Below are 26,972 nucleotides of genomic sequence, written 5' to 3' on the forward strand. Positions count from 1 at the left end.
CCACCGTCAAAGATTGTCGCGAAATGTCAAATATCGTCGAACTGAACAATCGAAATGGTCTGCGACGGCGCTTCGGTCGAGCACGGGTCTTCATCGAACGCAATATCCCCGGCCGGATCCGCCACGCCCGTCGCGCGCAATCCGGCAAACGGAAACAGCCCGTGATCCATCAAATGCGACGGCACCACGTGCCCCAGCGCATTGAACATGTTCTCCACGCGGCCCGGGAAACGCTTCTCCCAATCGCGAATCATCGCCTTCATTTCCGCGCGCTTCAGGTTCGGCTGGCTGCCGCACAGGTTGCACGGAATGATCGGGAACTCGCGCAACTCCGCGAATTTCTCCAGATCCCGTTCCTTCACATACGCCAACGGCCGGATCACGATGTTCTTGCCATCATCGGATTGCAGTTTCGGGGGCATGCCCTTCAGCTTGCCGCCATAGAACATATTCAGCAGCAACGTCTGCAGGATGTCGTCGCGGTGATGCCCAAGCGCAATTTTCGTCGCCCCAAGTTCACCGGCCACACGATACAAAATCCCGCGCCGCAATCTCGAACACAGCGAACACGTGGTCTTGCCTTCGGGCACCAGCCGCTTGACGATGCTGTACGTATCCTGGTTTTCGATATGAAACGGGATATCCAGCTTGCTCAAATACTCAGGCAGCACATGCTCCGGAAACCCCGGCTGTTTCTGGTCGAGATTCACCGCCACGATGTCGAAGTTGATCGGTGCGCGCTCGCGCAGCCGCATCAGCAGTTCGAGCATGGCGTACGAATCCTTGCCGCCGGACAAGCAGACCATGACCTTGTCGCCGTCCTCGATCATGCTGTAATCCGTGACGGCCTCGCCCACTTGACGCGCCAGCCGCTTGAACAACTTGTTGTTCTCGTAGGCCTGCTTCTGCTCGCGGCGCGTCAGCGGTTCGCGCATTGCCGGGACGGATATCGTCTCCTGAACCACCGGCGCTTCCGTTTCCGTTAGCGAACTCATGCTGTCACCTCTTTGATGCGAAAGACTTCGACGCCCACGGCATCGCAGTCGGGATAAACGTCCGGCTTTTCCGTCGATACCGCCACCGCGCGCACATTCGGATGTTCCAGCAGCGCGGCAGCGACGTCGTCGCAGAGGGTTTCCTGCAAGTGGATATGCCCTCTCCCCACGCGCTTGGCGATGGTCGAGCGCATGAAATCGTAGTCGACGACTTCGCGCAGCTTGTCTTCAGTCGGCGTCGATAACGCCAGCGGCACGAACAATTCCACGTTGATCACCACGCGCTGCTCGCCCTGCTTTTCGAAATCGTGCACGCCAATATTGATGCGCACTTCGTAATTGCGCAGAAAAAGCCGCCGGCAATCGGCCAACCGGGGATGCGAAAGTGCGGCGAGCATGGTGGTGTCCTGATGATTCAGATTAACTTACTAAAATTGACGTACTAAACGCCGCCGCCTGGAGCGCGGCCTGTGGTCAAGAACATGATGTCGCGCGGCGACGGCACGAGATGCTGCCCGCCATCGACTACCAGCGTCGTACCCGTCACGCCCGCCGCGTCGGCCAGATAACAAGCGGCGGCAACCACATCGTCCACCCGCGAAGCCCGGCCCAGCGGCGTTACCTTGTGCGCTGCCTCGAATTCGCTGGCCGTCTGACCCGCGGATTGCAGCGTGAGCCCCGGCGCCAGCCCGACCACGCGCAACTTCGGCGCAAGCGCCTGGGCCAGCGCGACGGTGGCGTTTTCCAACGCCGCCTTGGTCAGCGTGTACGACAAATAATCCGGATTCATGTTGTACAGCTTCTGGTCCAGCACGTTGATGACGCAACCGCGCAGGGTTTCGTCGCCGGCGGCGGCATCGGGCGTGGCCTCGTACAGCGCACGCGCCAATGCCAGCGGCGCGCCGACGTTGATCGCCATCATCTCGAGCAGGCGCGGATAGCTGAAGTCGCGCGCCGTGTCCTCGACAAAACTCGACGCGTTGTTCACCACGCAATGCAGGCCACCCAATGCGTCGATACACGCCGGCACCAGCCGCGCCACGTCGCTTTCCACGCCAAGATCCGCGCGCAGTGCCACAGCGCGGCGGCCCAAGGCGCGTATTGACTGGACGACTTCCTGCGCTTGACCCTCGGAACCGCCGAAATGCACGGCGACATCCCAGCCGCGCGCGGCAAAACCAAGCGCCAGCCCGCGGCCGATGCGTTTCGCCGCGCCGGTAATCAGCACCACGCGGGCTTTCGGCGCGGAAGAATCTGGAGAAGTGGACGAAGAAACGCTCATTTACAATGCCGGAATGAATCCAAAAGCTCACGAATCCGACAGTTTACCTGCTCCCGGCCCCGACGCGCTCGCGCAGTCCGAGTTGCTGACAGAACGCATTCGCGCGGAAATCGCGTCGGCGGGCGGCTGGCTGCCGTTCAGCCGGTATATGGAACTTGCGCTTTACGCGCCCGGCCTCGGCTATTACAGCGGCGGCGCGATGAAATTCGGCAAACGCGGCGACGACGGCAGCGACTTTGTCACCGCCCCGGAAATGTCGCCGCTGTTCTCGGCCACGCTCGCGCGGCCCGTCGCTCAAGCCTTACGTGACAGCGGTACGCGCAATCTGATGGAATTCGGCGCGGGGACGGGCAAGCTCGCCGCCGGACTGCTGAGCGCGCTTCAAGCGCTGGACGTTCCCTTCGACAGCTACGCGATCGTGGATTTGTCGGGGGAATTGCAGGAACGCCAGCGGGCGACGATCGAAGCGGATGCCCCCGAGCTGGCATCGAAGGTGAAATGGCTTAGCGCTTTGCCCGTCCATTTCAAAGGCGTGGTGATCGGCAACGAAGTGCTAGATGCCATGCCCGTGCGCCTGGTCGTGCGCAAGCTGGGCGTGTGGCACGAACGCGGCGTGTCGTGGACGGACAACCGTTTCACGTTCGACGACAAACCCTTGCTGGCCGCGCTGGACGACCCGCTGCTGGCCGAAATTGATGCGACCATCGATGAAGTCAACGACGAGCCGTTCGTCGAATACCTGAGCGAAACGCACGAAGCGGCGCTAGCTTTCACGCGCACCATTTGCACGATGCTCACGCGCGGCGCGGCGTTTTTCATCGATTACGGCTTTCCGCGGCGCGAGTTTTATCACGCCCAGCGCGCGCAAGGCACGCTCATGTGCCATTACCGGCACAGGGCGCACGGCGATCCGTTCTTGTATCCCGGGCTGCAGGACATCACGGCGCACGTGGAGTTTTCGGGAATCGCGGAAGCGGGGACGGAGGCGGGCGCCGACCTGCTCGGCTTTACGTCGCAGGCGCGTTTCCTGATGAACGCCGGCATTACCGACGCGCTTTCCGACCTTGATCCGAGTGATGTCCGGCGCTTTCTGCCCGCGGCCAATGCGGTTCAGAAGCTGTTGTCGGAGGCGGAAATGGGTGAGTTGTTCAAGGTGATCGCATTTTCGCGGGGTATCGACGACACGCTGGCCGCGTTCTCGTCCGGCGACCGCTCACACACCTTATGAAATCATGATCCGCTGGGTACTCACCACGTTTATTGCGTTGTCGATTCTCTCGGCCTGTTTGCCGTGGATGAAAAAACTCGGCATTGGCAAGTTACCCGGCGATTTCACGCTGCGCCTGTTCGGACGGGAATATCCGTTCCCGTTCATGTCGACCATCTTGCTGTCGGTCGTGCTGTCGCTGCTGGCGCGGATGCTTTGATTTAAACCTGAAGCACCGCTTCCACCGCCGCCACGCGCGCTGCATGAACCGCGTCCTTGATCTTCCCCGGTTCGTTCGCGTACTGCTGCGCGACGGCGCCGGCATCGACTGAACGCGCCGCCACCAGCGCGTCGCGCAAGCGCTCAGCCTGCGGGTACGGTTGCTGGCTCAAACCGAGCCGGCCGCGGGCATCGGAGACACAGGCTTGCAGAGCTTCCGCAAACCGCGCGGGCTTACGCAGCGCGTCGCAACGCTCGAACAAACGCACCAGCGCCGCGGCCCCAAACTCCATCACCCGATGAATATTGCCGTGCTCACGCGCCACCAGCAGCGCGAGATCACGACATTCGTTCGGCACGCGCAAGCGCTCGCACAACGGCTTCAGCAGATCGACGCTGCGCATTTCATGGCCGATGTGACGCGGCAGGATATCGTCAGGCGTGGTCGCCTTGCCAAGATCGTGGGTCAACGCGGCAAAGCGGACAGGCAACGCAAACCCGCGCGCCGCTGCGTAATCCAGGACCATCATTACATGCACGCCGGTATCGACTTCCGGATGATAGTCGGCGCGTTGCGGCACGCCCCACAGCGAATCCACCTCCGGCAAAATCCGCACGAGCGCGCCGCATTCGCGCAGCACTTCGAACATCCGCGACGGCGTCTTCTCCATCAAGCCACGCGAGACTTCCTGCCACACGCGCTCGGGCACGAGCGCATCGACTTCGCCGTCGGCGACCATGCGTTTCATCAGCGCGAGCGTCTCCTCAGCGATAGTGAAATCAGCGAAACGCGCAGCAAACCGCGCGATGCGCAGAATCCGCACCGGATCTTCGATAAACGCTTCACCCACATGCCGGAACACACGCGCTTCCAGATCAGCGCGGCCATTGAACGGATCGATCACCGGCCCGGTCAACTCGCCGTCCGGCCGCACTTCGCGCGCCATGGCGTTCACGGTCAGATCGCGGCGCGCGAGATCTTCTTCCAGCGTGACGTCGGGCGCGTAGAAAAACTGAAAACCGTGATATCCCGCCGATGTCTTCCGCTCGGTCCGCGCGAGCGCATATTCCTCGTGCGTTTGCGGATGCAAAAACACCGGGAAATCCTTGCCCACCGGCTTGAAACCTTGCGCGGTCATCTGCTCGGGCGTGGCGCCGACCACGACGTAATCGCGGTCCTGAACCGGCAGGCCGAGCATGTCATCGCGGATCGCACCGCCCACGGCGTAGATGTTCATCGCTCGTTCCGTGCGCCTTCAATCCATTCCGCCACGATAGGCAGCGCCGTAATGCGGGCGGCGTAATCGAGCGCCGTTTCGCTCAGTTTCGGCGCGTAGGAATTGAAGCGCATGACGACAGGCGCGAACATCGCGTCGGCAATGCCGAATTCCTTGCCGAACAGGAACGGGCCACCGTGCGCGTCCAGGCAATTGCGCCAGATCAGGTCGATCCGTTTCACGTTCGCCAACGCGCCCGCTGTGAGTTCCAGACCGAACGCCTCGCGCTGGATATTCATCGACATCTGTTCGCGCAGATCCGCAAAACCCGCGTGCATTTCCGCGCTGATGCTGCGGGCGTGGGCACGCGCGGCGGCGTCGCGCGGCCACATGGCGTGCTGCGGGAACAACTCGGCCAGCGTCTCCATGATCGCAACCGATTCCCACACGGCGTCGCCGGCATCGGTCACGAGGCAAGGCACCTTTCCCGACGGTGAATGCGCGAGAATATTCGCCGACGAATCCGGGCGCGCGAGGCGGATCATGACCTCCTCGAACGGAATGCCAAAGTGCTTGAGCACGAGCCACGGCCGCATGGACCACGACGATACATTCTTGTCACCAATAATGAGCTTCATCGCAAATATCTAAGGTTAAGGCACTGCTTAAGGAACACCGCGTTCAACGTCCGGCAGACGCGCGAAACGTATTGAAGCGCGAACGCGACGACGAACCCGTGAGATACATCGGCGCAATGGCTTCAATGCTCGCTGGTTCAATACCCAGCTCCGGCGCCATCGGGCCGCTTGCCACCGCGGGCGTTTTCAGGGAATCGAGATTATCGCGCGACATCATGGGTTCACCGGGCGCAAGTTCAAGCGACATTGCCTGGAGGCGGCCAAGCATATCGGGCAAACGGATGATCCTCGCGTGCTTGCCGATCGCCGCACCGCTGAAGCGGACCAGCTCCTCCAGCGTGTACACCTTCGGTCCGGCAAGCTCATACACGCGGCCGGCGGCGGCATCCAGGTCGAGCACGGTGGCAATTGCCTTGGCTACATCGCCCACAAAAATCGGCTGGATCAATGCCTGCGAAGACGCCAGCGGAATCACCGGGAAGATCCGTTCGAGAAACGCGAACTGGTTCAGGAAGTTGTCTTCGGGACCGAACACCACGGATGGGCGAAAGATCGTGGTGGCGAGATTCGATTCGCGCACGGCTTTTTCGCCGTCGCCTTTAGAGCGCAGATACATGCTCGGCCCCTTCGGATCCGCGCCGAGCGCGCTCACATGGATCAAGCGCCGCACGCCCTTCGCCTGACATGCGGCCACGATCTTGTTAGGCAACTCGACGTGAGCCTTGGCGAACTGCGGGCCGTAAGGATCTCCGCGCTTGCCTTGCAGGATGCCGACCAGATTGATGACTGCGTCGGCTTGGGAGACGAAGGCCGCAAGCTGGACGGAATCGTAGGCATTGGTTTCGATCACATCCACGGGCAGCAGCGTCAGGTGCGCTGCGTTCTCGCGACGCCGCGTGGCGATGCGCACATTCTTGCCAAGCTCGACAAGCGCGTTCACCAGATGACTGCCGATAAACCCCGATCCGCCGATCAACGCAATGGTTTGATGTCGCATGTTCGCCTCTGTAAGTGGCGGTCCGCGAAAGCGTCAGGGCGGCGGCGCCGCGCGTGGCTTTCGACTGACTGTATCAACCGGAAAGCGAAACGCGCGGCGAGTCTTGTTGCAGGCCGCTTACGGCGCGATATAACCGAGCCGCGCTTTCAGCGATTGCGGACGGTCTTCGAACAGGGCCGCGTAATACACGGTGTTCGAGAGCACGTTCTTGACGTAATCGCGGGTTTCGTTGAACGGAATAGTTTCAGCAAAAATCGCGCCCTCTACCGGCGCGCTCAGCGTGGAGCGCCATTGCGTCGGGCGTCCCGGGCCGGCGTTGTAGCCGGCGGTGGCGAGGACGGCGGAGTCGTCGAACTGGTTATAGACCATGGCCAGATAATTCGTGCCGAGCAGGATGTTCGTGTCGAGGTCGTTCATCTGTGCACGCGATATGGGTCCTAGGCCGATCTTTTTCGCCACGAGTTGCGCGGTGCCGGGCATCAACTGCATCAGGCCGCCCGCGCCCACTTCCGACTGCGCGTTGATGATGAAACGCGATTCCTGGCGAATCAGGCCATACGCCCATTCGACGTCGAGTCCGGTGTTCTTCGACTCACGCTCGACCACATCACGATACGGCGAGAGATACCGCAACGAGAAATCGTGTTCGGTCCTGGTTTTGTCCGCGGTGTTCACCGCGCGGTCGAATAATTCGATCCGCTTTGCGTACTGCGCAGCCGCGATCAATTGCCGATCCGTCATGGTACGCAGCGGCCAGTTCCATTCGCGGTTGCCTTCGAGCCGGAGGTTCATTGCGTAGAACTTCTGCGACAGTGCGAAACCCGGCACCGTCGCAGCCTCGGCAATTTCCGCGTTGGTGACTTCCGTGCGCGGCGGCACCGTGATTTTCTGGCCGAGTTCTTCGGACGCCAACTGGCCGTAGAAGTTGAACTGATCCGCGATGCTCGTGAATTCCTGATTGGCGGTGGCGGTGTCGCCTGCTTGCTTCAGTGAGCGTGCGTGCCAGTAGATCCATGCAGGCTGGTTGCGCAGCGTGGGCGGCATTTGTTCGATCGACCAGCGCACCATGATCCAGTCGCCGGCGAGCAGCGCGCTGCGCGTGCGCCATTCATAGGCGGGATTCGACAACGGCGCATTCACCGAAAGCCGATACCAGTCCACCGCGCTCGGCATGCGCTTCGCGGCAGCCTGATACCCGATCGTGCCCCAGCCCACAGCGCGTTCCGTGGGCGTCAACGAAGGCGCGACCGCACTGAACGTTGCCGCTGCCATGGCCGGATCGTTGCGCGCCATGCGCGTGATGGCGACGAGCGCCAGCTGATGCGACGACGTGTCGCGACCTACGCCGCGTGCGAGATACAGCGGCGGGGTGCTGGCGGCGCTGTCGAAGACGCTTTGATCCGGGCGCTGCTGGCCGAGCGCGTCCGCGATCTTGCTGGCGGTATTCGTATAGTTCTGCTCGTAGGCGATGCGGATCTGCTGCCACACGTCGTCCGACGTGAATTGCTGCGAGACGGCCAACGCGTTGATCAGGTCGACGCAACCGTCGCCATACCATTTTGGCTCGACGAGCAGAGCGCGCGCGGCATCCGCGACATTTTCTCCGCGCGCTGCCCGCGCTTCGAGCGCGTAGCATTTCACCTGCGTGTCGTCGTTCAACACGAAGCGCGAGTATTGATCGAGGAAATTGCGCCAGTCGTGGCGTGCGCCGAGCACAGTCAGATAGTCGTTGCGCATGCGGTCGGCGATAGCCTGGCCGTCGTAGCGCTGCAGGAACGCGAGAACCGGTTCATCGGGTGCGTCTACGCGCGCGTGGCCTTGCGAGTCGAAGAGTTGTGGCTTGATGGTGAAGTAATCGACATAACCCGGTGCCGGATAGTTCGGAATTTGCGCCGCGAGTTGCACGGCGCGGCCGGCGTCATTCGTGCGCGCGGCTTCGCGTAACTGGATGAAGATGCGGTCGTCGGGCGAGAGCGAATAGTCAGCCGTCGGGCGCACGGCGGAAGCGGTGCTGCATCCGATCAGCGTGATCGCAGCGAGCGCGATTGAGGCTGCGAGATATACTCTTTTGAGACGTTTTGACATTGTTATTTCTGGAGCGCGAAGTGATGCAAAGCATAGCACGCAACCCTCTGCTGGAAACCAAAAGCGCGCTGCGTGCGAACCTCCTTGAAAGCCGCGAGGCGCAAGGCGTTCGGGCCGATCAGGGAGCGCGTGGCGAAGCGTTGGCGCGACGTTTGATGGAAGCGATCGCACACTTTTCCGAGGCATCGTGCATTGGCTTTTATTGGCCGGTGGCCGGGGAGTTCGATGCGCGTGATGCGCTGACTGTTTGGCTGGCGCTGGATGCATCGCGAAAGGCGGCGTTACCGGTGGTGGTCGCGCCGAGAGCGCCACTGGTTTTTCATGCGTGGTGGCCAGGCGTGGCGATGAAGAAGGGGCGATATGGCATTCCCGTGCCGGCGGAGGAGCGGGTGGTCGTGCCGGACTTGCTTGTCATCCCTTGCGTGGGTTTTGATGCTGACCGGTATCGGCTGGGATATGGCGGCGGCTATTACGATCGGACGCTGGCGAATTGGCCAGGGGGCGTGGCGCCGGCGACAATTGGAGTGGCTTTTGAATCCGCCAAGTGTGATGCCTTGCCGAGGGGGGAGTTTGATTTGCCTCTCGGGGCGATCGTGACGGAGTCCGCGGTTTATTGAACGTTCGCACCCGTGCAAACGCAAAACCTATAGCGAAGCGGCGGCCCTCGCCGCCGTATCGTAGAGACCGGAGGCATTTCGCAGCAATTGCGCTGCCTCGCCTATCTGCTCATTGGTCAGCCCGCTCTCCTTCAACGTGCTGATCAAACAACTCTCCCGCACCTCCCGATACTTCCCGCACAACTCGCGCCCCGCCGGCGTTGCGGAAAAGAACACCTCCTTGCCGACTTTTTCGCTCTTCACATATCCCCGCGCCATCAGCTTCTTAATGGCATAGCTGGCAACGTGCGTGTCCTCTATATTGAGAACAAAGCAGATATCGGCAATCTTTTTCTTCCGGTCACGATGGCTTACATGATGCAGCAGCGATACTTCCACCGCGGTCATGTCCTTCGCGCCCGCCGCCGACATGCATCGAACCATCCAGCGATTGAACGCATTGCTGGCCATGATCAGGCCGTACTCGAACTCGGACAGCTCGGCGCTCGTTTCAGAGACGAGATGCTCGGACGAAACGATCTTGGTCGGATGACGGGGCATGGATATCTAGACGGAACAATATGTCGGCGAGTGTAGCGTATCGAATGAAATTCACTGTTGCGCCGAAATTCTTATTGATAATTTGTTGATAAATTATTGACAATGTACATTCCCGAGCTAGCGTCGAGACGGCTTGCTTTTGCCTTTCGTTCAAGCGCGTGCTCGATTACCGGCAAAACCCAGCATGACACCACCCAAAATTCACCCACTTGGCGACACCGCGCTTGTCTGTGTTGCGCCGCCGCCCGCCACGCTCGAATGCCAGCGCCGAATGTGGGCGCTTGCCGACGTGGCGCGCCTGTGGCCGCATGTCGTGGAAGTCGTGCCTGGCATGAACAACCTCACGCTTGTCTTCGATCCCCTCCAGGCCGACTCCGCCGACCTCGCGCAACAAATGAAAACCGCGTGGGAAGAAGCGGCTGAAGTCGACGCGGGCAGCGCCGAAATCGAAATTCCGGTGCGCTACGGCGGCGCTGACGGCCCCGATCTCGTGTCGCTGGCGAAGCAGTTGGAGCTAAGCATCGATGAACTCGTGAAGCGCCACACTCAAGCCGATTACATCGTGTTTTTCCTCGGTTTTCAGCCGGGCTTTGCTTACCTCGGCGGCCTCGATCCCACGCTGCATGCGCCCCGCCATCCCGCACCGCGGCTGGAAGTGCCGGCCGGGTCGGTGGGTATCGGCGGGGAGCAGACGGGTATTTATCCGGCGGCGTCGCCGGGCGGCTGGCAACTGCTGGGACGCACGGATCTCAAGCTCTTCGATCCCGCCCGCAACCCGCCCACGCTCATGCAGCCCGGCGATCACGTGCGTTTTACCGCGCTGGAGGTGCTCGCATGATCGATGTTATTCGCGCCGGCATGCTCTCCTCCGTGCAGGATCTCGGCCGCACGGGGTACCGGCACCTGGGCGTCAGTTCAGGCGGCGCACTCGACGCGCTGTCGCTGGAAATCGGCAACCGGATCGTCGGGAACAAGCCGGACGCGGCCGGCATCGAACTGACGCTTGGACCTACCACGCTGCGCTTCACTCGCGCCACGCGCGTGGCGATCACGGGCACGGATTTCGCTGCAACGCTGGACGACAAACCCGTCTACTCGTGGTGGAGCCTGCCGGTCCAGGCGGGCCAGGAATTGACGCTGCGCGGCGCCCGGCACGGCATGCGCGGTTACGTCTGCGTGGCGGGCGGTATCGACGTCCTGCCCATGCTCGGTTCCCGCAGCACCGACTTCGGCGCATCGTTCGGCGGTCTCGGCGGCCGGGCGTTGCGCGACGGCGACCGTTTGGCTACAGGTGTGCCGCAGCCGAACAAGAGCGCGGTGTTTTCATCGGCGGGAACGGCCTTTGGCGTGAAAGCGCCCGCGTGGTGCAAGTTCGTGTATGTGGAAGAACCGGTGCGGCGCGGCAAGCACACGCCGGGTAATGCGTGGTCACTGCCCATCCGCGTACTGCGCGGTCCCGAATACGAGACCTTCACGCAGACGGCCCAGCGCGACTTCTGGAACGAAGAATGGACGATCACGCCGAACAGCAACCGCATGGGTTTCCGGCTGGCCGGCACCGTGCTGGAACGTGGCGATAAGGCCGATCTTTTGTCCCACGCCGTGTTGCCCGGCACGATTCAGGTTCCGCCGAACGGTCAGCCGATCGTGCTGATGGGCGATGCCCAGACGACGGGCGGATATCCAAAAATAGGCTCGGTGATCCGGGCCGACCTGTGGAAGCTCGCGCAAGCGCGGCTGAACAGTGGTGTGCGCTTTATCGAAACAACGGTGGAAGCCGCGCGTCATGCGCTGGCGGAAGAGCGCATGTATGTGAAACAGGTCGAATCGGCTATCGCGATGCACGCGGAACGCCTCGACCGGTAAGTGAACAAGGAACGAAGATGGAAATCGATCTGAACGCCGATCTTGGCGAGGGCTGCGGCTCTGACGAAGCACTGCTCGATCTGGTGAGCTCCGCAAATATTGCCTGCGGCTGGCATGCCGGCGGGGCGAGCGCCATGCGCGATTGCGTGCGCTGGGCTGTCGCGAAGGGTGTTGCCATAGGCGCGCATCCGAGCTTCAACGATCCCGAGAATTTCGGCCGCAAGGAAATGGATATTCCTGCGTCCGAGATTTACGCGGGCGTGTTGTATCAGCTTGGTGCGCTGGCCGCGATCGTGAAGGCCGAGGGCGGCCGCATGTCGCACGTGAAGCCGCACGGCGCGCTGTATAACCAGGCCGCGAAGAATCCGGAAATTGCAGAGGCGATCGTCGCCGCGATTCGCGACTTCGATCCGTCGTTGCTCGTGTTCGGGCTGGCGAACAGCAATCTCGTCGATGCCGCGCGCAAGGCGAACCTGGTGGCTATCGAAGAGGTGTTCGCGGACCGCGGATATCGGGCGGACGGGTCGCTGGTCCCGCGCAGGGACCCCGGCGCGTTGCTCGATGACGAGGAAGCCGTGCTCACCCGCACGCTGGCGATGGCAACCGAACACCGCGTCCAGGCGGTCAGCGGGGAATGGGTGCCGATCAATGCGCAGACCGTTTGTCTTCACGGCGACGGCGCGCATGCGCTCGCTTTCGCCAGGCGTATTCGCCGCGCGCTCGAAACGGCGGGCATTGAAGTTCGCGCTGCGCATGCGGCCGAGGTTTGATGACGGGTTGTCAGCGTTTTTAGCGTTGGCCGAATGGCCGGTGCATTCCCTGACTCGTTGCTTGCCCTATGTCACGCAGGGCACGTAGCTCATGTAACGAGTCAATCTGAAGCCTCAAGGAACCTGAATGCCTCGCTTAATAGCGGGGCGTTTTCGTAAGCGGCCATAGAGCCGTTTTATCAAGCCAACGGAACGGCCCGCTCGAAGAGAAGCGGTTCGTCCAGCGGCGGAAGAAGCCCTGACCGGGGCATTACCCGATCACCTGGAGATCTTATGGGAACCGCTGTCAACCTATGGCCACTGATAGGTGTGGCCGTCATCATCGTGGGATTCATCCTGCGCTTCAATCCGATGCTGATCGTGGCCGCCGCCGCCATCATCACCGGCCTGGCGGCGCACTTCCCTGTCGATCGCATCCTCACCGCGATCGGTACGGGCTTTCTCAAGACGCGCAACATCCCGCTCATCATCTTCCTGCCACTGGCGGTGGTCGGTTTGCTGGAACGGCACGGTCTGCGTGAACGCGCGCAAATCTGGATTTCGGGCATCAAGGCGGCGACGGTGGGACGTCTGCTGATCGTCTATTTGCTGATTCGCGAGTTGACGGCGGCAGTCGGGCTGACCGGCCTCGGCGGGCATCCGCAGATGGTCCGGCCGCTGCTCGCGCCCATGGCCGAAGGTGCGGCTGAAGCACGCTTTGGCAAGCTCTCCGATGAAACCCGCTTCAAGCTGCGCGCCTATTCCGCCGCGACCGATAACGTCGGCCTGTTCTTCGGCGAAGACATCTTTGTCGCGTTCGGTGCGATTGTGTTGATGACGACCTTCCTGAAGGAAGCGGGGATTGTGGTCGAACCGCTGCACGTTGCCGTCTGGGGTATTCCCACCGCGATCTGCGCGTTCCTGATTCACGGCTTCCGCTTGTGGCTGCTCGATCGACGGCTGAATCGCGAACTCGGCGCGCTGACTAAAAACGTTCGCGGAGAAACCGCATGACCGTCACGCTCAACTATCTGTTCTATTTGCTGGGCGTTGTGCTGGTGGTTGTCGCCGGCATGATCTACGTCGACAAGACGCATCCGCGCCGCCTCACCGCCGGGACGTTCTGGCTCGTGTATGCGTTGATTTTCTTGATCGGGGACTGGCTGCCGGCCAATGTGGTCGGCGTGCTGGTTGTCGTCATGGCGCTGATAGCGGGCTTTGGCGGCGTCACGGCAGGCAAGCCGAAAATGCTCTCCGACGAAGCTCGCCGCCAAAGCGCCATGCGTCTTGGCAACAAGCTGTTCGTGCCGGCGCTGACCATTCCCGTGGTGACGGTTGTCCTCACGCTGGGAGCCAGTTACCTGGTGTTCGGCGGCAAGCCGCTGCTTGATCCGAAGAACATCACGCTGATGGGTTTTGGCATTGGCTGTATCGTCGCGCTGGGCGTGGCTTGCGTGATGACACGCGATACCGTCGGGCAATCGATGAAAGAAACGCGCCGCCTGGTCGACGCGCTTTCATGGGCCGCCGTGCTTCCGCAAATGCTGGGCATGCTGGGTCTGGTGTTCTCGGACGCGGGCGTGGGCAAGGCAGTTGCACATATAACTACGGCCTACGTGAACCTGGATTACCGTTTGGTCGCGGTCGCCGTGTATTGCGTCGGCATGGCGCTCTTCACGATGGTCATGGGCAACGGCTTCGCGGCCTTCCCGGTAATGACGGGCGGCGTAGGCGTGCCGATCCTGGTCGGCGTGTTCCACGGCAACCCCGCCACGATGGTTGCGATCGGCATGTTCTGCGGTTACTGCGGCACGCTCATGACGCCAATGGCCGCGAACTTCAACATCGTGCCCGCCGCGCTGCTGGAATTACCGGATAAAAACGCGGTGATCAAAGTCCAGATTCCGACGGCGCTGTCGTTGCTGGTGGTGAATATCTTCTTGCTGAACTGGATGATGTTCCTGTGATGCGAGGGCGTGGGTTCAAGCCGGATCCACCACGAATCCACGCTTTCTAAGCAGCGCCAGCACCCCCCTGCTCCCGCCAAGATGCAATGCGCCGATAGCCATGAACACCGGCTTGTTCGGCGCGGCCATCGCCACCGCTCGCGCCGCGAACCGATAGTTACGGTCGACCACCAGGCGGTTGTCGACCTGCCTGGCAAGCTGCTTCGATCGCGCCAGTTTCTCCGTCTTGGCGTCGTCCCAGGCCTTGAGCGCATCGGCGTCGCCAATCCGCCATAAGCGGTGCAACTCCTTCACATCGGCGACATTCTCCGCCGGCGTCTGCACCAGATCCTGCCCGAGCATTTCCCGTTGCTGCGCCTGCGTGAGCCGCGTGAACGCTGAGATCTGCTCATTGAGCGTCTCCAGTCCGACCACCCGCCCGCGCGGCCGTAAATACACGTTCTGCAATTGCGTTTCCGTACCGAACTCGGTCTGGAATCCGGCCTTCAATGTATCGACGGTTTCGACCAGCATCGACGCCAGCCATGGCCGCGACCGGCTGATGTCGTCGAGCATGGCGGGGTTGCCGCGCATGCGTGTTTCCAGCTTTTTCCACAGCGCATCGGGCAGATACCGCGGCAGGCACGCCGTCCGGCATGCGCCGTTTTTGCTGACTTCATCGGCTGAAACCAGCAGGTCGTCGGGGGAGATTTCCAGCGCGAGAGTGGGCGATGCATCGAGTGCGCCGAGAATCGGCCTGCGGAACGGCTGGCTGGCGGGATAGTCGTCGGCATAACCCACGTGCAGCGTGCCAAGCACATAGATGGTGACTTGGCCTTTGGTCGCGACGTAGAACGGCATATGCGCCGGCTGCGCCTGCACCGGACCACTGGCGGTGGTCCCGTCGGAACGGTCTACATCGGGGGGGGTCGGACGCGCAGGCGGCACGCGCAAACCCGGCAATGAGCCCGGCAACGAAGCAGAGGATGTAGGCGGCGTCGCGGCGCCCGGCGGCGAGCGCGCGCCGGTCACAGCGAAAGCCAGACGCGGCGCGAGGCAAAAAACAGCCAGGATTGCCGCTGCTACAAGAGCCAAACCCGCAGCAAAACGGCGCGCAACCTGCCGCGCCGTCTGCGTTTCAGGCATCGATCTCCCCGACTTCCTCAGCGCGGTGACATGACACGTGCCGCCCATCGACGAAACGCAGCGCCGGTTCTTCCACGCGGCATTTATCGATTGCATACGGGCAGCGCTGATGAAATGTGCAACCTGATGGAGGGTTCAGCGGCGAAGGCATTTCACCCTGCAGCCGGATCTTGATGCGCCGGTCTTCTTCGAACAAGGCAGGCGTCGCCGACATCAGCGCGCGCGTGTACGGATGGCGCGGCCGTGCGTAGATCGTTGCCTTGTCGCCAAGTTCGGCCACACCGCCAAAATACATCACCATGACGTCATCGGCGATATGTTCCACCACAGACAAGTTGTGCGAGATGAACACATAGCTCGTCCCGAACTGCTGCTGCAGATCCATGAACAGGTTCAGGATCTGCGCCTGGATGGAAACATCCAGCGCGGACACGGGTTCATCGGCCACCAGGATCTGCGGATCCAGGATCATCGCACGCGCGATAGCAACCCGCTGGCGCTGCCCGCCCGAGAACATATGCGGATACCGAGCCGCGTGTTCAGGCCGAAGCCCGACCGTGCGCATCATGTGCGCGATACGCTCGGCGCGCTCGCCGGGCGACAGCTTCGTGTTGATCGCGAGCGGTTCGCCCAGCGTCTGCTCGACGGTCTTGCGCGGATTGAGCGACGCGAACGGGTTCTGGAACACCATCTGCACGCGCTGCCGCAAGTCGGCCACCTTCGCCCGGCTCGCGTTCGCCACGTCTTCACCGTCGATCAGCAAACGCCCGGACGTGGGGGCTTCGATCATGGTCAACTGACGCGCCAGCGTCGATTTGCCGCAGCCGGATTCACCCACCACGGCAAGCGTCTTGCCGCGTTCAAGCGAGAACGACACGCCGTTCAACGCCTTCACGGTGCCTTGCTGGAACATGCTGCGCTTGACGCTGTAGTACCTGGCCAGTTTATCGGCGACCAGGACGGTGTCTTTAGCGAAAGTCTCAGGAACGGCATTCATCGCGCGCCTCCGTGTTCTGCCACGAGTTCCATGTTCAGCGGCTTGATACAGCGTGCGCGCACTGCCGGGTCGTTCGGGGCGAGTTGAAAGAGCGCCGGCCGCGCCTTGCGGCAATCGTCGACGGCGTAGCTGCAGCGGGGGGCGAACAGACATCCGGCCGGACGGTCGTCGCGGCCCGGCACCATGCCCGGCAACGCCGCGAGACGCTCGGCGCCGCGGCTATGTTCGGGAATAGCCGCGAGCAACGCTTCCGTGTACGGATGATGCGGCTCGCTGAAGACAGTCGGCACGTGATTCGTTTCGATAATCTCGCCCGCGTACATCACGGCCACGCGCTGCGCGACTTCGGACACGACCGCGAGATCGTGCGAAATCAGCACGAGCGCCATGCCGCGTTCCTTCTGCAGCTTGACCAGCAGCTCCATGATCTGCGCCTGGATGGTGACGTCGAGCGCGGTGGTGGGTTCGTCGGCAATCAGCAGCTTCGGATTGCACGCCACCGCCATCGCGATCATCACGCGCTGGTTCATGCCGCCGGACATCTGGTGCGGGAAGGCGTCGATACGGCTCTTCGCGTCGGGAATCCCGACTTGATCGAGCAATTCCAGCGCCCGTTGCTGCAGCTTCGCGCCTCGCAGCCCTTCGTGAAGCTTGAGGACTTCCTTGATCTGATAGCCGACGGTGTAGCTCGGGTTCAGGCTGGACAACGCGTCCTGGAAGACCATGGCAATGTCCTTGCCGATAATCTTCCTGCGTTGCCGCGCCGACGCCTTCAGCAAGTCGACGCCGTTGAACGTGACCTGGTCGGCGGTGACAATGCCGGGTGCATCGATCAGGCCCATGAGCGCCATCATCGTGACGCTTTTGCCGGAACCCGATTCGCCGACAACGCCGACCACTTCGCCGGGTCTGACGGACATATCGATTCGATCAACCGCCGGGAGCCCGTTGAAGCTCACGGCGAGATTGCGGATGGTCAGAAGGTCGCTCATGTTCAGGCCATCCGTTTGAGTTTGGGATCGAGTGCATCACGCAGCCCGTCGCCGAGCAGGTTGATCACCAGGACCGAAATCAGAATGGAAAGCCCGGGCATGGTCACGATCCACCACGCACTTTCGATGTAATCACGCGCCGACGCGAGCATGGCGCCCCACTCCGCCGCAGGCGGTTGCACGCCGAGGCCGAGAAAACCGAGCGCGGCGGCATCCAGAATGGCCGATGAAAAGCCAAGCGTAGCCTGCACGATCAGCGGTGCGGCGCAGTTCGGCAGCACTTGCGAGAACATCAGGCGCACGGTGCCGGCTCCGGCCACGCGCGACGCCGTCACGTATTCGCGCTGCAGTTCACCGAGCGCCGCGGCGCGGGTCAGACGCACATAACCCGGCAACGCGACAATCGCGATGGCGAGCATGGTGTTCATCAGCCCCGGGCCGATGATCGCGACCACCGCGACCGCCAGCAGCAGCGAAGGCAGCGCGAGCAGCACGTCCATGATGCGCATGATCGGCGTGTCGAGCCATTTCTGGAAAAACGCCGCGATCAACCCGAGCACGATGCCCGGAATCAACGCCAGCACCACCGACACAAAGCCGATCCAGAACGACAGCCGCGCGCCGTACATCAGGCGGGAGAGGATGTCGCGGCCGGCTTCGTCGGTACCTAGAACGAAGCGCCAGTTGCCGCCGTCGAGCCACGCGGGCGGGATCTTGACGTTGTCGCGATATTGCTCGATCGGGCTATGCGGAGCGATCAACGGCGCAAAGATGGCGATAAACACCAGGATCAGCACGATCGCGCCGGCCACCACCGCGCCGCGATTGCGCGAGAAATTAGCCCAGAACTCGCGCGCGGCGAGGAATCGGCCACTCGGGACACGGGTCAATGTCTGGGGAATATTTGGGATATCGGCCATTGGCTTACCTCGTGTGGCGAATGCGCGGATTCAGCACGCCGTACAACAAGTCGACGACCAGATTCACAAGAATGACGAGCGTCGCGATCATCAAAATACCGCCCTGCACGACGGGATAATCGCGCCGGCTGATGGCGTCGATGAGCCATTTGCCCACGCCCGGCCACGAGAACAACGTCTCGGTGAGCACGGCGCCGGCGAGCAGCGTACCGACCTGCAAACCGATCACGGTCACCACCGGAATCAGCGCGTTACGCAGCGCATGCACGACCACCACGCGTCCCGGCGCAAGCCCTTTGGCGCGCGCGGTGCGGATGTAATCCTCGCGCAGCACTTCGAGCATGGACGAACGCGTCATCCGCGCGATCACGGCGAGCGGAATGGTGCCCAGCACAATGGTCGGCAAAATCAGGTGGCTGACGGCGGACTTGAACGCGCCTTCATCGTCGGAAAAGAGTGCGTCCCACAGCATGAAGCCGGTGCGGTGCGGAATGTCGTATTCCACCGCTATACGTCCGGAAACCGGCGTCCACCCCAGCTTCGCCGAGAAGAACATGATGAGGATCAAGCCCCACCAGAAGATCGGCATGGAGTAACCAGTGAGCGCGGTGCCCATCACGCCGTGATCGACTACCGTGCCGCGCTTCAACGCGGCGGCCACGCCGGCCGGCAATCCGATCACCAGCGCGAAGATCATCGCGCAGGTCGCGAGTTCGAGTGTGGCTGGAAAGCGCGCCATGAATTCGCCCATCACGCTGGTATTGGTGATGATCGACATGCCGAGATCGCCTTTCAGCGCGTGCCCGACATAGTGGAGATATTGAACGGGGAGCGGCAGGTCAAGCCCGAGCCGCTTCATTGCTTCGGCATGCATTGCCGGGTCCACGCCGCGCTCGCCCATCATGACTTCGATAGGATCGCCCGGGATCAGGTGGATTAACGCGAACGCCAGGATCGTGATGCCGATGAACGTCGGGATCACCATGCCTATGCGCCGCAGAACGAATCGGAACATGGTTCGTCTCTTTGGGGAGGAAAAATGCGACCGGCGACGCGGGCTTGTGACCCTTGTCGCCGGACCTTTTCGACTAATTTTAGTTTTAGTGCATGAAGCGTACTGCTACCAGCTTACTGCACGCCAACGCCGTCGAAACGCAGGTAACCCAGCGGCTCGATCTTCATGCCGATCACCTTCTTGCTCGTCGGCTGATACACCGTGGAGTGAGCGATCGGCGAGAACGGCAGTTGATCAGCGAAGATTTGCTGCGCTTGCATATAAGCCTGCGTGCGCTGCGCCTGGTCGGACGTATTGCGGCCCTTGATCACCAGGTCGTTGAACGGCTTGTAGCACCAGTGCGAGAAGTTGCTGCCGTTGACCGCTTCGCAACCCAGCAGCGTGCCGAGCCAGTTATCCGGATCGCCGTTGTCGCCCGTCCAGCCAATCAGCATGGCGTCGTGTTCGCCTGCGTGGCCGCGCTTGATGTACTCGCCCCACTCATACGACACGATATTCGCCTTCACGCCGATCTTCGCCCAGTCGGCCTGGATCATTTCGGCCATCAGACGTGCGTTCGGGTTGTACGGACGTTGTACCGGCATGGCCCACAGGTTCATTTCGAAACCGTTCGGGAAACCTGCCTTCGCGAGCAGCGCCTTGGCCGCGGCGGTGTCGTACGGCTGAATCTTCAGGTTCTTGTCGTAGGACCATTCGGTCGGCGGCATTGGGGCAATCGCGGCCTGACCTGCGCCTTGATACACCGACTCAATGATCGCCTTCTTGTTGATCGCCATGTCCAGCGCGCGGCGTACATCGACGTTTTCCACGTTCTTCTTCGTCGTGTTGTACGCCACGTAACCTTCGTTGAAGCCCGCTTGCGACGGCGTGTCGAGGTTCGTGTCGGCCTTCAGCGGTGCAATGTCAGCCGGGCGCGGATACGCCATCACCTGGCATTCGTTGTTCTTGAGCTTCTGCACGCGTACGGCGGCATCCGGGGTGATCGAGAAGATCAGCTTCGAGATCTTGACTGCGTTCGGCTTCCAGTAATCAGGATTGCCGTCGAAACGGATGGTCGCGTCTTTCGTGTAGCTGCGGAAAATAAACGGACCCGTGCCGACCGGCTGCTGGTTGATGTCCGACGCCTTGCCCGCTTTCAACAGTTGCTGGGCGTATTCATCCGACTGGATGGATGCATATTCCATCGCCATGTTCTGGATAAACGGTGCGTTGACTTCCTTCAGCGTGAACTTCACCGTGTACGGGTCGACTGCTTCGACCTTCGTGATCAGCTTGTCCAGGCCCATGTCCGTGAAGTACGGAAACGACGCCGGGTAAGCCTTGCGGAACGGCTGGTTCGGGTCGAGCATGCGGTTGAACGTGAAGAGCACGTCGTCGGCGTTGAAATCGCGCGTCGGCTTGAAGAACGACGTGGTCTGGAACTTCACGCCATGGCGCAGGTGGAACGTGTAGGTCAGGCCATCCGGCGATACATCCCACTTTTCCGCGAGACCGGGTTCTACTTTCGTGCTGCCGCGCTCGAATTCCACAAGGCGGTTGTAGACCGTGAAGGTGTTTGCAGTGAAATCGGTGCCCGTCGTGTATTGAGCGGGATCGAAACCGGCCGGGCTGCCTTCCGAGCAGTAAACGAGCGTTTTGTTGGGAATGGGTGCTGCATGAGCGACGCTCGCGGTTACGAGCGATGCCGCGATGGCGGCGCTTAATGCCATCGATAGACGAGCGGCTCGTAACAGGCCAATTTTCTTCATGTTTCCTCCAGGATCGGTGCCGGCTAAAACCAGCGTAGCGCGATATTACTGAGCTTTGCCGGGGGGAACAAGGCGACGAAATTCCCTATGGGAAATAGCGCCTGCACGTGTGTCCGGCAAGCCAGGCCACAAAGTTGAAAAGGTCGTGTTTTCGCTTAACTTCTTCGAGTTATCGGGGTTTTTGATCGATTCAGCGCGTTTTTCATCGATTCACGCTTTGTCGGAAAACCCACGCACCACGGCGAATTCGGGCGCTACCGTAGCACGAAAGAAATGTAAATATAAGTTAATGGCTCGGATTGTTGCGCGCCGAAAACACGAGTCCATCATGTTTCGTTATGCACAATGTTTCAAGGTGATTAAACACTGAGAGGGGAAACACGAAAAACGGGAGGAGAACCGCGCGGCGAATGCCGCGCGGGGAATACATAAACATCAGGCTTTAGGCAAAACCAAGCGCTCGCAAATCGTCTTGCTCGCGGCCGCGCCGTTCAGCGTATAAAAATGCAGCCCCGGCGCGCCTTCCTTCACCAGCCGTTCGCACAAACCGGTCACCACATCCAGTCCGAACGCGCGAATAGCTTCTTTGTCGTCGCCATAGCTTTCCAGGCGGCGGGCAATCCACTTCGGCACTTCCGCACCGCACATCTCGGAGAAACGCATCAGCTGCGAGAAGTTCGTGATGGGCATGATGCCCGGCACGATCGGAACGTCGACACCGAGCTTGCGGGCGTCATCGACGAAACGGAAATACGCGTCCGCGTTGAAGAAGTACTGCGTGATCGCCGAGTTCGCGCCGGCCTGCACCTTGCGCACGAAGTTTTCCAGATCGGACTTGGGCGAACGCGCCTGCGGGTGATATTCGGGATACGCCGCGACCTCAATGTTGAACCAGTCGCCGTGCTCGGCCCGGATGAAGCCAACCAGTTCCGACGCGTACCGCAACTCGCCGACTTCGCCCATGCCCGAAGGCAAGTCGCCACGCAACGCGACAATGTGACGAATGCCATGCTCGCGATACGCGCCGAGAATGGCCCGCAGACTCTCCTTCGACGACCCGATGCACGACAAATGCGGCGCCGCTTCGAGTCCCTGCTTCATCATCTCGACGACGGTATCGAGCGTGCCTTGCTGCGTGGAACCGCCCGCGCCGAACGTCACGGAGACGAACTTCGGGTTGAGCATCTTGAGCTGCGCGCCGGTTGCGCGCAATTTCTCGATTCCTTCCTGCGTTTTCGGCGGGAAAAACTCGAATGAGAGTTCGATCGGTTTCATGGGAAGAGTGGAACGCGCGCGCAAGGCACTCGCGTTCTTAGAAGTTGCGCTGACCGAGAATCAGCGCCGACAGCAGCCAGGACACGATGCTGTACAGAATCGAGCCGAAGAAAGCCGACCAGAAACCCGATACCTCGAAGCCTTTCAGCAACGAAGCGCACAGCCAGAAACACAGCGCATTCACCACGAGGATGAACAACCCGAGCGTGAGAATGGTCACCGGCAGCGTAAGCAGCACCAGCAACGGACGCAGGAACGTATTGATCAGCCCGAGCACGATCGCGACGATCAGCGCGGTGCCGAAACTGCGAATGTGAATCGACGGCACGAGGTAAGTGATGATCAGCAGCGCAAGCGCGTTGATCAGCCAGGTCAGCAGCACGGACATCGATAGTCTCCTGGTACTTGGGGAAAGGTCGCGTGCGCGGGTTTGATCAAACCCACGCACGCCTTGAGACTAAACCGCGATCAATAACGGTAGTGGTTCGGCTTGAACGGACCCATCTTGTCCACGCTGATATAGCTGGCCTGATAGTCGGACAGCACGGTCAGTTCAGCACCAATACGCCCCAGATGCAGACGCGCGACCTTTTCATCAAGGTGCTTGGGCAACACGTACACCTTGTTTTCGTACTTGTCGCCGTGCACGAACAGTTCGATCTGCGCGATCGTCTGGTTGGTGAACGAAGCCGACATCACAAACGACGGGTGGCCCGTCGCGCAACCCAGGTTCACCAGGCGGCCTTCAGCCAGCAGGATGATGCGCTTGCCGTCGGGGAAAATGATGTGATCGACTTGCGGCTTGATGTTTTCCCACGTGTACTGGCGCGTGGAGGCAACGTCGATTTCCGAGTCGAAGTGACCGATATTGCAGACGATAGCGTTGTTGCGCATCGCCTTCATATGGTCATGGCCGATCACGTGGAAATTGCCCGTCGCGGTCACGAAAATGTCGGCCTTGTCGGCGGCATATTCCATGGTGACCACCCGGTAACCTTCCATTGCTGCCTGCAGCGCGCAGATCGGGTCGATTTCCGTGACCCACACCGTTGCGCCCAGACCGCGCAGCGATTGCGCGCAGCCCTTGCCCACATCGCCATAACCGGCCACGACCGCGATCTTGCCCGCGATCATGACGTCGGTGGCGCGCTTGATGCCGTCCACCAGCGATTCACGGCAGCCGTACAGGTTGTCGAACTTCGACTTCGTGACCGAGTCGTTCACGTTGATGGCCGGGAACGGCAGGCGCCCTTCCTTTTCCATCTGATACAGACGATGCACGCCGGTGGTGGTCTCTTCCGTCACGCCCTGGATGTGCGCGAGGCGCTTGGAGTACCACGCCGGGTCGATGTCGAGGTGAGCGGCGATCGACTTGTACAGCGCGATTTCTTCTTCGTTTTCCGGCTTTGCAATGACCGAGCGGTCCTTTTCAGCCTTCGAGCCGAGGATCAGCAGCAACGTGGCGTCGCCGCCGTCGTCGAGGATCATGTTGGCGAATTCGCCGTTCGGCCATTCGAAAATGCGGTGGGAGAATTCCCAGTATTCGTCGAGCGATTCGCCCTTGAATGCGAACACCGGCACGCCGCCCTGTGCAATAGCCGAAGCAGCGTGATCCTGCGTCGAGAAGATGTTGCACGATGCCCAGCGGACGTCCGCGCCAAGTGCGGTCAGCGTTTCAATCAGCACGCCGGTCTGGATGGTCATGTGCAGCGAACCCGCGATACGCGCGCCCTTCAGCGGCTGCGATACCTTGTATTCCTCACGCGTTTGCATGAGGCCGGGCATTTCCGTTTCAGCAATATTCAGTTCCTTGCGGCCCCAGGCAGCAAGAGACATATCGGCGACAACGAAATCTTTGTTGGTGTTTGAATCGAGAACTGCGGCGTTCATCACGCCCTCCTTTCTAATGGAAATATAGAAATTTGACGTGAGCGCCGTTCGATGCGGTGGTTCAACAAGCGCTTACTGGTCTGAAAGCGCCGGTCACTCCGTCCGATTGAATGCTTCGAGCCTGGCGGCCTTCGTAGATGAAAGCCGTCGCAACGCTCCTCGAAGCGAGTTGGGATTGTAGCAAATTGGGATGAAGGGAGCGCGTTTGAGTGCGGGCTTTGTTTTACCCGCGCCCGCAGCAAAATCCCCAGGCGCCGACGAAATTCCGCACGCCTTAGAATGGCAAAAATGCCAATGCCGGCGCCAGTAACACCATGACCACGCCGGCAATCATCATCGTCAGGCTGGCGACTACACCTTCCTCACTGCCGAGTTCGCGCGCTTTCGCCGTGCCCACGCCATGCGCCGCCGCGCCAAACAACGCACCGCGGGCGAGGCGGGATCTCAAGGGCACGAACGCCAGCACGATTTCACCAAACAGCATGCCGACCACGCCCGTCGCGATCACGAACAACGCGGTGAGATCCTTCGGCGCATGAAGCTTGTCGGAGACGGCGAGCGCAAAGGGTGTCGATACCGATCGGGTGGCAAGGCTCCGCTGCAATTCCGGCGACAAATGCAGCAATTTCGCCAGTACCAGCGAACCGCCGACAGCCACCAGAATCCCGACCGTCACACCCACCGATAGCGACAACCAATGCTTTCTCAGCAATTGCCGGTATTCAAAAATCGGCACGGCGAACGCAACCGTAGCGGGCCCGAGCAGCCACATGAGCCAGCGGGTATCGGCGAAATAAACGGGGTACGGAATGCGCGCGCACAGCACCATCGCGACCAGCGCGACCGGAACGGTCAGCAGCGGCGTGAGCCACGGGAGCGGGAAACGCGCGTAAAGGCGCTTCGACGCGAAATACAACACCACCGTCAGCACGAAACAACTCGCCGCGATCGGACGCGCGGCGGCATCGGCGAATAGGAAGTCGTAGAGAGGGGTCATCGCTATAGCGGCAAAAGTCAGGCGCGGGCGGCGTGGCGCGCAGCCGTTATGCGGCGCAATTCCAGCCGGCGTTCGAGCCTCGAAGCCTGTTCCACGGCAAACGCCACGGCCACCATCACCATCAGCGTGCCGAACACCACGACCAGCGCCAGCCTCCAGCCGTCTTCCCGGAACAAACCACCGTATTGGACGGCCGCAACCGCGGCGGGGATAAAGAACAGCAGCATGTCGGAGAGCAGCCAGTCCGCGCCCGCCTTGACCCAGCGCGGCGCAACGCCACCGCAGAACAGCAGCGCGAGCAAGATCAGCAATCCGACTACACCGCCCGGCACAGGCAGGTGGAAAGCGCGCACAGCGAAATCAGCAAGCAGCCAGATCGCAGCAAGCCCGGCGCTCTGCAGCGCAATACGCACAAACCGCCCGAACGCGCCACTTGATGCACTTGACGCAGCGGCGGCGCAAGCCTCGGCCGGAAGTGCCGATAAGCGCAAAACCTTGGCGGGAAGGGACATGGCACACCTTTCTGCTAATTAATAAGGGTTAACCTGCAGGCGAATATAGCGCGCGACTCAGCATAATAAAAATGACTTAAACTTATCAAATGCATTCCAATCTGGAATTCAAGGGGTATGTATGGAATTACGATCGCTGCGGTATTTCGTCGAGGTCGTGAAGCAGAAAAGCTTCACCGCTGCGGCAGAGAAAATGTTCGTCACGCAGCCGACCATCAGCAAGATGGTGAAGTCGCTCGAGGACGAAATCGGTTCGCCGCTGCTGCTGCGCGAAAGCCGCCAGATGGTGCTCACCGACGCCGGCCAGATCGTCTATCAGCGCGGGCTGGAAGTACTCGCGGCGCACGCGCAACTCGAAGCCGAACTCAACGATCTCGGCAAACTCGGGCGCGGCACGCTGACTATCGGTATTCCGCCAATGGGCGGATCGCTGTTCACGCCGGCCATTGCCACATTCAAGAAGCGCTATCCGAAAGTGGAGCTGAAGCTGTTCGAGCGCGGCTCGAAGGCGATCGAGGCGGCGCTGATCGACGGCGAACTGGAACTCGGCGGCGTGCTGCAACCAGTCGATCTCGCCACGTTCGACGTGCTGCCGATCAGCCGCCAGTTGCTCTGGCTCGTCGCGCCAAAAGGCTCGCGCTGGGACGCCGCGGCTGACGTGCGGCTCGCCGATCTGGCACCGGAGCCGTTCGTGTTCTACGGCGAAAGCCTGGCGTTGTCCGATCTCGTGCTGACCGCCTGCCGCGAAGCGGGGTTCACACCGACTATTGTCGGGCGCAGCGGCCACTGGGATTTCATGGCGGCGCTGGTGCAGGCGGGCGTCGGTATTGCATTGCTGCCCGCGCCGTATTGCCGGCGGCTCGATGTCAACGCGTTCACCTGCCGACCGGTCGTCGCGCCGGAAATTCATTGGGATATGGCCGTGGGCTGGCGGCGTAACGGTTACCTGTCCAATGCGGCGCGCGCGTGGCTCGAGGTCGTTCGACAAACCTTGCCGGCCAATCTCGGCGATGACTTCCTGCAAGGCCCGGCCGAGCGATTTCCGGCACGCGTGCGCAACGCCGCGCCGAGATAGCAACGCAGTAATAGTAAGCGCCACGCCATGAACTAAAACCCCCTGTC

Annotated in this window: 28 protein-coding genes and 1 riboswitch; of the genes, 9 read left to right on the forward strand and 19 right to left on the reverse strand. The window is 61.3% G+C overall.

What is annotated here, in order from left to right:
* Positions 1–26: 26 nt before the first annotated feature.
* From ttcA to AWB69_RS10475, 3 genes are read right to left on the reverse strand one after another with little or no spacing between them, the layout of a single operon-like run.
* Entirely contained in the window at positions 27–935 is a 909-nt protein-coding gene (gene ttcA / locus AWB69_RS10465) for a tRNA 2-thiocytidine(32) synthetase TtcA (protein ID WP_197500210.1), read from the reverse strand.
* 56 nt (positions 936–991) lie between these two features.
* Positions 992–1,393, reverse strand: coding sequence for a dihydroneopterin aldolase (locus AWB69_RS10470; protein ID WP_062084835.1), 402 nt, complete (start codon positions 1,391–1,393; stop codon positions 992–994).
* 44 nt (positions 1,394–1,437) lie between these two features.
* Complete coding sequence (locus AWB69_RS10475; protein WP_062084836.1) at positions 1,438–2,277, reverse strand: SDR family oxidoreductase; 840 nt, start codon at positions 2,275–2,277, stop codon at positions 1,438–1,440.
* Positions 2,278–2,290: 13 nt separating this feature from the next.
* Between AWB69_RS10475 and AWB69_RS10480 the strand changes: the two genes are divergently transcribed.
* Both AWB69_RS10480 and AWB69_RS10485 read left to right on the forward strand, forming a co-directional pair.
* A complete protein-coding gene (locus AWB69_RS10480; RefSeq protein WP_062084837.1) occupies positions 2,291–3,505 on the forward strand; it encodes a class I SAM-dependent methyltransferase in 1,215 nt (404 codons plus the stop codon).
* 4 nt (positions 3,506–3,509) lie between these two features.
* Positions 3,510–3,704 (forward strand): DUF2905 domain-containing protein, encoded by a 195-nt coding sequence (locus AWB69_RS10485; protein ID WP_062084838.1) that lies wholly within the window; start codon positions 3,510–3,512, stop codon positions 3,702–3,704.
* Position 3,705: 1 nt separating this feature from the next.
* Here the strand turns inward: AWB69_RS10485 and AWB69_RS10490 are convergent, their stop codons facing one another.
* The 4 genes from AWB69_RS10490 to AWB69_RS10505 form a co-directional block, all read right to left on the reverse strand.
* The gene (locus AWB69_RS10490) at positions 3,706–4,941 is read right to left on the reverse strand and encodes a multifunctional CCA addition/repair protein (RefSeq protein ID WP_062084839.1); all 1,236 of its coding nucleotides are present in this window, start codon (positions 4,939–4,941) and stop codon (positions 3,706–3,708) included.
* Positions 4,938–5,558, reverse strand: a complete 621-nt coding sequence (locus AWB69_RS10495; protein WP_062084840.1) for a glutathione S-transferase family protein — start codon at positions 5,556–5,558, stop codon at positions 4,938–4,940. Before AWB69_RS10495 ends, AWB69_RS10490 begins: the two co-directional genes overlap by 4 nt.
* Before the next feature lie 43 nt (positions 5,559–5,601).
* Positions 5,602–6,555: a complex I NDUFA9 subunit family protein gene (locus AWB69_RS10500; protein ID WP_062084841.1), complete on the reverse strand. Its 954-nt coding sequence runs from the start codon at positions 6,553–6,555 to the stop codon at positions 5,602–5,604.
* Positions 6,556–6,672: 117 nt separating this feature from the next.
* Entirely contained in the window at positions 6,673–8,640 is a 1,968-nt protein-coding gene (locus tag AWB69_RS10505) for a lytic transglycosylase domain-containing protein (RefSeq protein WP_062084842.1), read from the reverse strand.
* 23 nt (positions 8,641–8,663) lie between these two features.
* On the opposite strand from AWB69_RS10505, the gene AWB69_RS10510 reads away from it, so the two are divergent.
* Positions 8,664–9,257, forward strand: a complete 594-nt coding sequence (locus AWB69_RS10510) for a 5-formyltetrahydrofolate cyclo-ligase (RefSeq protein WP_062084843.1) — start codon at positions 8,664–8,666, stop codon at positions 9,255–9,257.
* Positions 9,258–9,284: 27 nt separating this feature from the next.
* Here AWB69_RS10510 and AWB69_RS10515 read toward each other — a convergent pair whose 3' ends face one another.
* Positions 9,285–9,797, reverse strand: a complete 513-nt coding sequence (locus tag AWB69_RS10515; protein ID WP_062084844.1) for a winged helix DNA-binding protein — start codon at positions 9,795–9,797, stop codon at positions 9,285–9,287.
* Between the two features lie 184 nt (positions 9,798–9,981).
* Between AWB69_RS10515 and pxpB the strand changes: the two genes are divergently transcribed.
* The 5 genes from pxpB to AWB69_RS10540 all read left to right on the forward strand — a co-directional run bounded on the left by pxpB (position 9,982) and on the right by AWB69_RS10540 (position 14,379).
* Positions 9,982–10,635 (forward strand): 5-oxoprolinase subunit PxpB, encoded by a 654-nt coding sequence (pxpB, locus tag AWB69_RS10520; RefSeq protein ID WP_062084845.1) that lies wholly within the window; start codon positions 9,982–9,984, stop codon positions 10,633–10,635.
* Positions 10,632–11,663 (forward strand): 5-oxoprolinase subunit C family protein, encoded by a 1,032-nt coding sequence (locus tag AWB69_RS10525; protein ID WP_062084846.1) that lies wholly within the window; start codon positions 10,632–10,634, stop codon positions 11,661–11,663. Before pxpB ends, AWB69_RS10525 begins: the two co-directional genes overlap by 4 nt.
* 17 nt (positions 11,664–11,680) lie before the next feature.
* The gene (gene pxpA / locus AWB69_RS10530; protein WP_062084847.1) at positions 11,681–12,433 is read left to right on the forward strand and encodes a 5-oxoprolinase subunit PxpA; all 753 of its coding nucleotides are present in this window, start codon (positions 11,681–11,683) and stop codon (positions 12,431–12,433) included.
* Between the two features lie 273 nt (positions 12,434–12,706).
* The gene (locus AWB69_RS10535) at positions 12,707–13,426 is read left to right on the forward strand and encodes a DUF969 domain-containing protein (RefSeq protein WP_062084848.1); all 720 of its coding nucleotides are present in this window, start codon (positions 12,707–12,709) and stop codon (positions 13,424–13,426) included.
* Positions 13,423–14,379 (forward strand): DUF979 domain-containing protein, encoded by a 957-nt coding sequence (locus AWB69_RS10540; protein ID WP_062084849.1) that lies wholly within the window; start codon positions 13,423–13,425, stop codon positions 14,377–14,379. The genes AWB69_RS10535 and AWB69_RS10540 overlap by 4 nt, the downstream gene beginning before the upstream one ends.
* Positions 14,380–14,394: 15 nt before the next feature.
* On the opposite strand, the gene AWB69_RS10545 is transcribed toward AWB69_RS10540, so the two are convergent.
* The 11 genes from AWB69_RS10545 to AWB69_RS10595 all read right to left on the reverse strand — a co-directional run bounded on the left by AWB69_RS10545 (position 14,395) and on the right by AWB69_RS10595 (position 25,850).
* Positions 14,395–15,504, reverse strand: coding sequence for a TraB/GumN family protein (locus AWB69_RS10545; protein ID WP_062084850.1), 1,110 nt, complete (start codon positions 15,502–15,504; stop codon positions 14,395–14,397).
* Complete coding sequence (locus tag AWB69_RS10550; RefSeq protein ID WP_062084851.1) at positions 15,497–16,501, reverse strand: peptide ABC transporter ATP-binding protein; 1,005 nt, start codon at positions 16,499–16,501, stop codon at positions 15,497–15,499. The genes AWB69_RS10545 and AWB69_RS10550 overlap by 8 nt, the downstream gene beginning before the upstream one ends.
* Positions 16,498–17,493, reverse strand: a complete 996-nt coding sequence (locus AWB69_RS10555; RefSeq protein ID WP_062084852.1) for an ABC transporter ATP-binding protein — start codon at positions 17,491–17,493, stop codon at positions 16,498–16,500. Before AWB69_RS10555 ends, AWB69_RS10550 begins: the two co-directional genes overlap by 4 nt.
* 2 nt (positions 17,494–17,495) lie before the next feature.
* On the reverse strand, positions 17,496–18,413 hold the full coding sequence (locus tag AWB69_RS10560; RefSeq protein ID WP_062084853.1) for an ABC transporter permease subunit: 918 nt from the start codon (positions 18,411–18,413) through the stop codon (positions 17,496–17,498).
* 4 nt (positions 18,414–18,417) lie between these two features.
* Entirely contained in the window at positions 18,418–19,428 is a 1,011-nt protein-coding gene (locus tag AWB69_RS10565; RefSeq protein ID WP_062084854.1) for an ABC transporter permease subunit, read from the reverse strand.
* Between the two features lie 113 nt (positions 19,429–19,541).
* On the reverse strand, positions 19,542–21,176 hold the full coding sequence (locus tag AWB69_RS10570; protein WP_062084855.1) for an ABC transporter substrate-binding protein: 1,635 nt from the start codon (positions 21,174–21,176) through the stop codon (positions 19,542–19,544).
* A gap of 435 nt (positions 21,177–21,611) precedes the next feature.
* Positions 21,612–22,451: a methylenetetrahydrofolate reductase [NAD(P)H] gene (gene metF / locus AWB69_RS10575; protein ID WP_062084856.1), complete on the reverse strand. Its 840-nt coding sequence runs from the start codon at positions 22,449–22,451 to the stop codon at positions 21,612–21,614.
* Between the two features lie 37 nt (positions 22,452–22,488).
* Positions 22,489–22,839 carry a phage holin family protein gene (locus tag AWB69_RS10580; protein ID WP_031364155.1) on the reverse strand — a complete coding sequence of 117 codons (351 nt, stop codon included), beginning with the start codon at positions 22,837–22,839 and terminating at the stop codon, positions 22,489–22,491.
* An 80-nt stretch (positions 22,840–22,919) separates the two neighbouring features.
* Positions 22,920–24,341: an adenosylhomocysteinase gene (ahcY, locus tag AWB69_RS10585; RefSeq protein ID WP_062084857.1), complete on the reverse strand. Its 1,422-nt coding sequence runs from the start codon at positions 24,339–24,341 to the stop codon at positions 22,920–22,922.
* Between the two features lie 32 nt (positions 24,342–24,373).
* A riboswitch (S-adenosyl-L-homocysteine riboswitch) is annotated at positions 24,374–24,508 on the reverse strand.
* 107 nt (positions 24,509–24,615) lie between these two features.
* Entirely contained in the window at positions 24,616–25,338 is a 723-nt protein-coding gene (locus AWB69_RS10590; protein ID WP_062084858.1) for an LrgB family protein, read from the reverse strand.
* 17 nt (positions 25,339–25,355) lie between these two features.
* Positions 25,356–25,850, reverse strand: a complete 495-nt coding sequence (locus AWB69_RS10595) for a CidA/LrgA family protein (RefSeq protein ID WP_062084859.1) — start codon at positions 25,848–25,850, stop codon at positions 25,356–25,358.
* A gap of 121 nt (positions 25,851–25,971) precedes the next feature.
* Between AWB69_RS10595 and AWB69_RS10600 the strand changes: the two genes are divergently transcribed.
* On the forward strand, positions 25,972–26,925 hold the full coding sequence (locus tag AWB69_RS10600; protein ID WP_062084860.1) for a LysR family transcriptional regulator: 954 nt from the start codon (positions 25,972–25,974) through the stop codon (positions 26,923–26,925).
* Positions 26,926–26,972 lie beyond the last annotated feature (47 nt).

Origin of the sequence: Caballeronia udeis (genome assembly GCF_001544555.2) — a bacterium.
In the GTDB taxonomy this organism is placed as follows: Bacteria; Pseudomonadota; Gammaproteobacteria; order Burkholderiales; family Burkholderiaceae; genus Caballeronia; species Caballeronia udeis.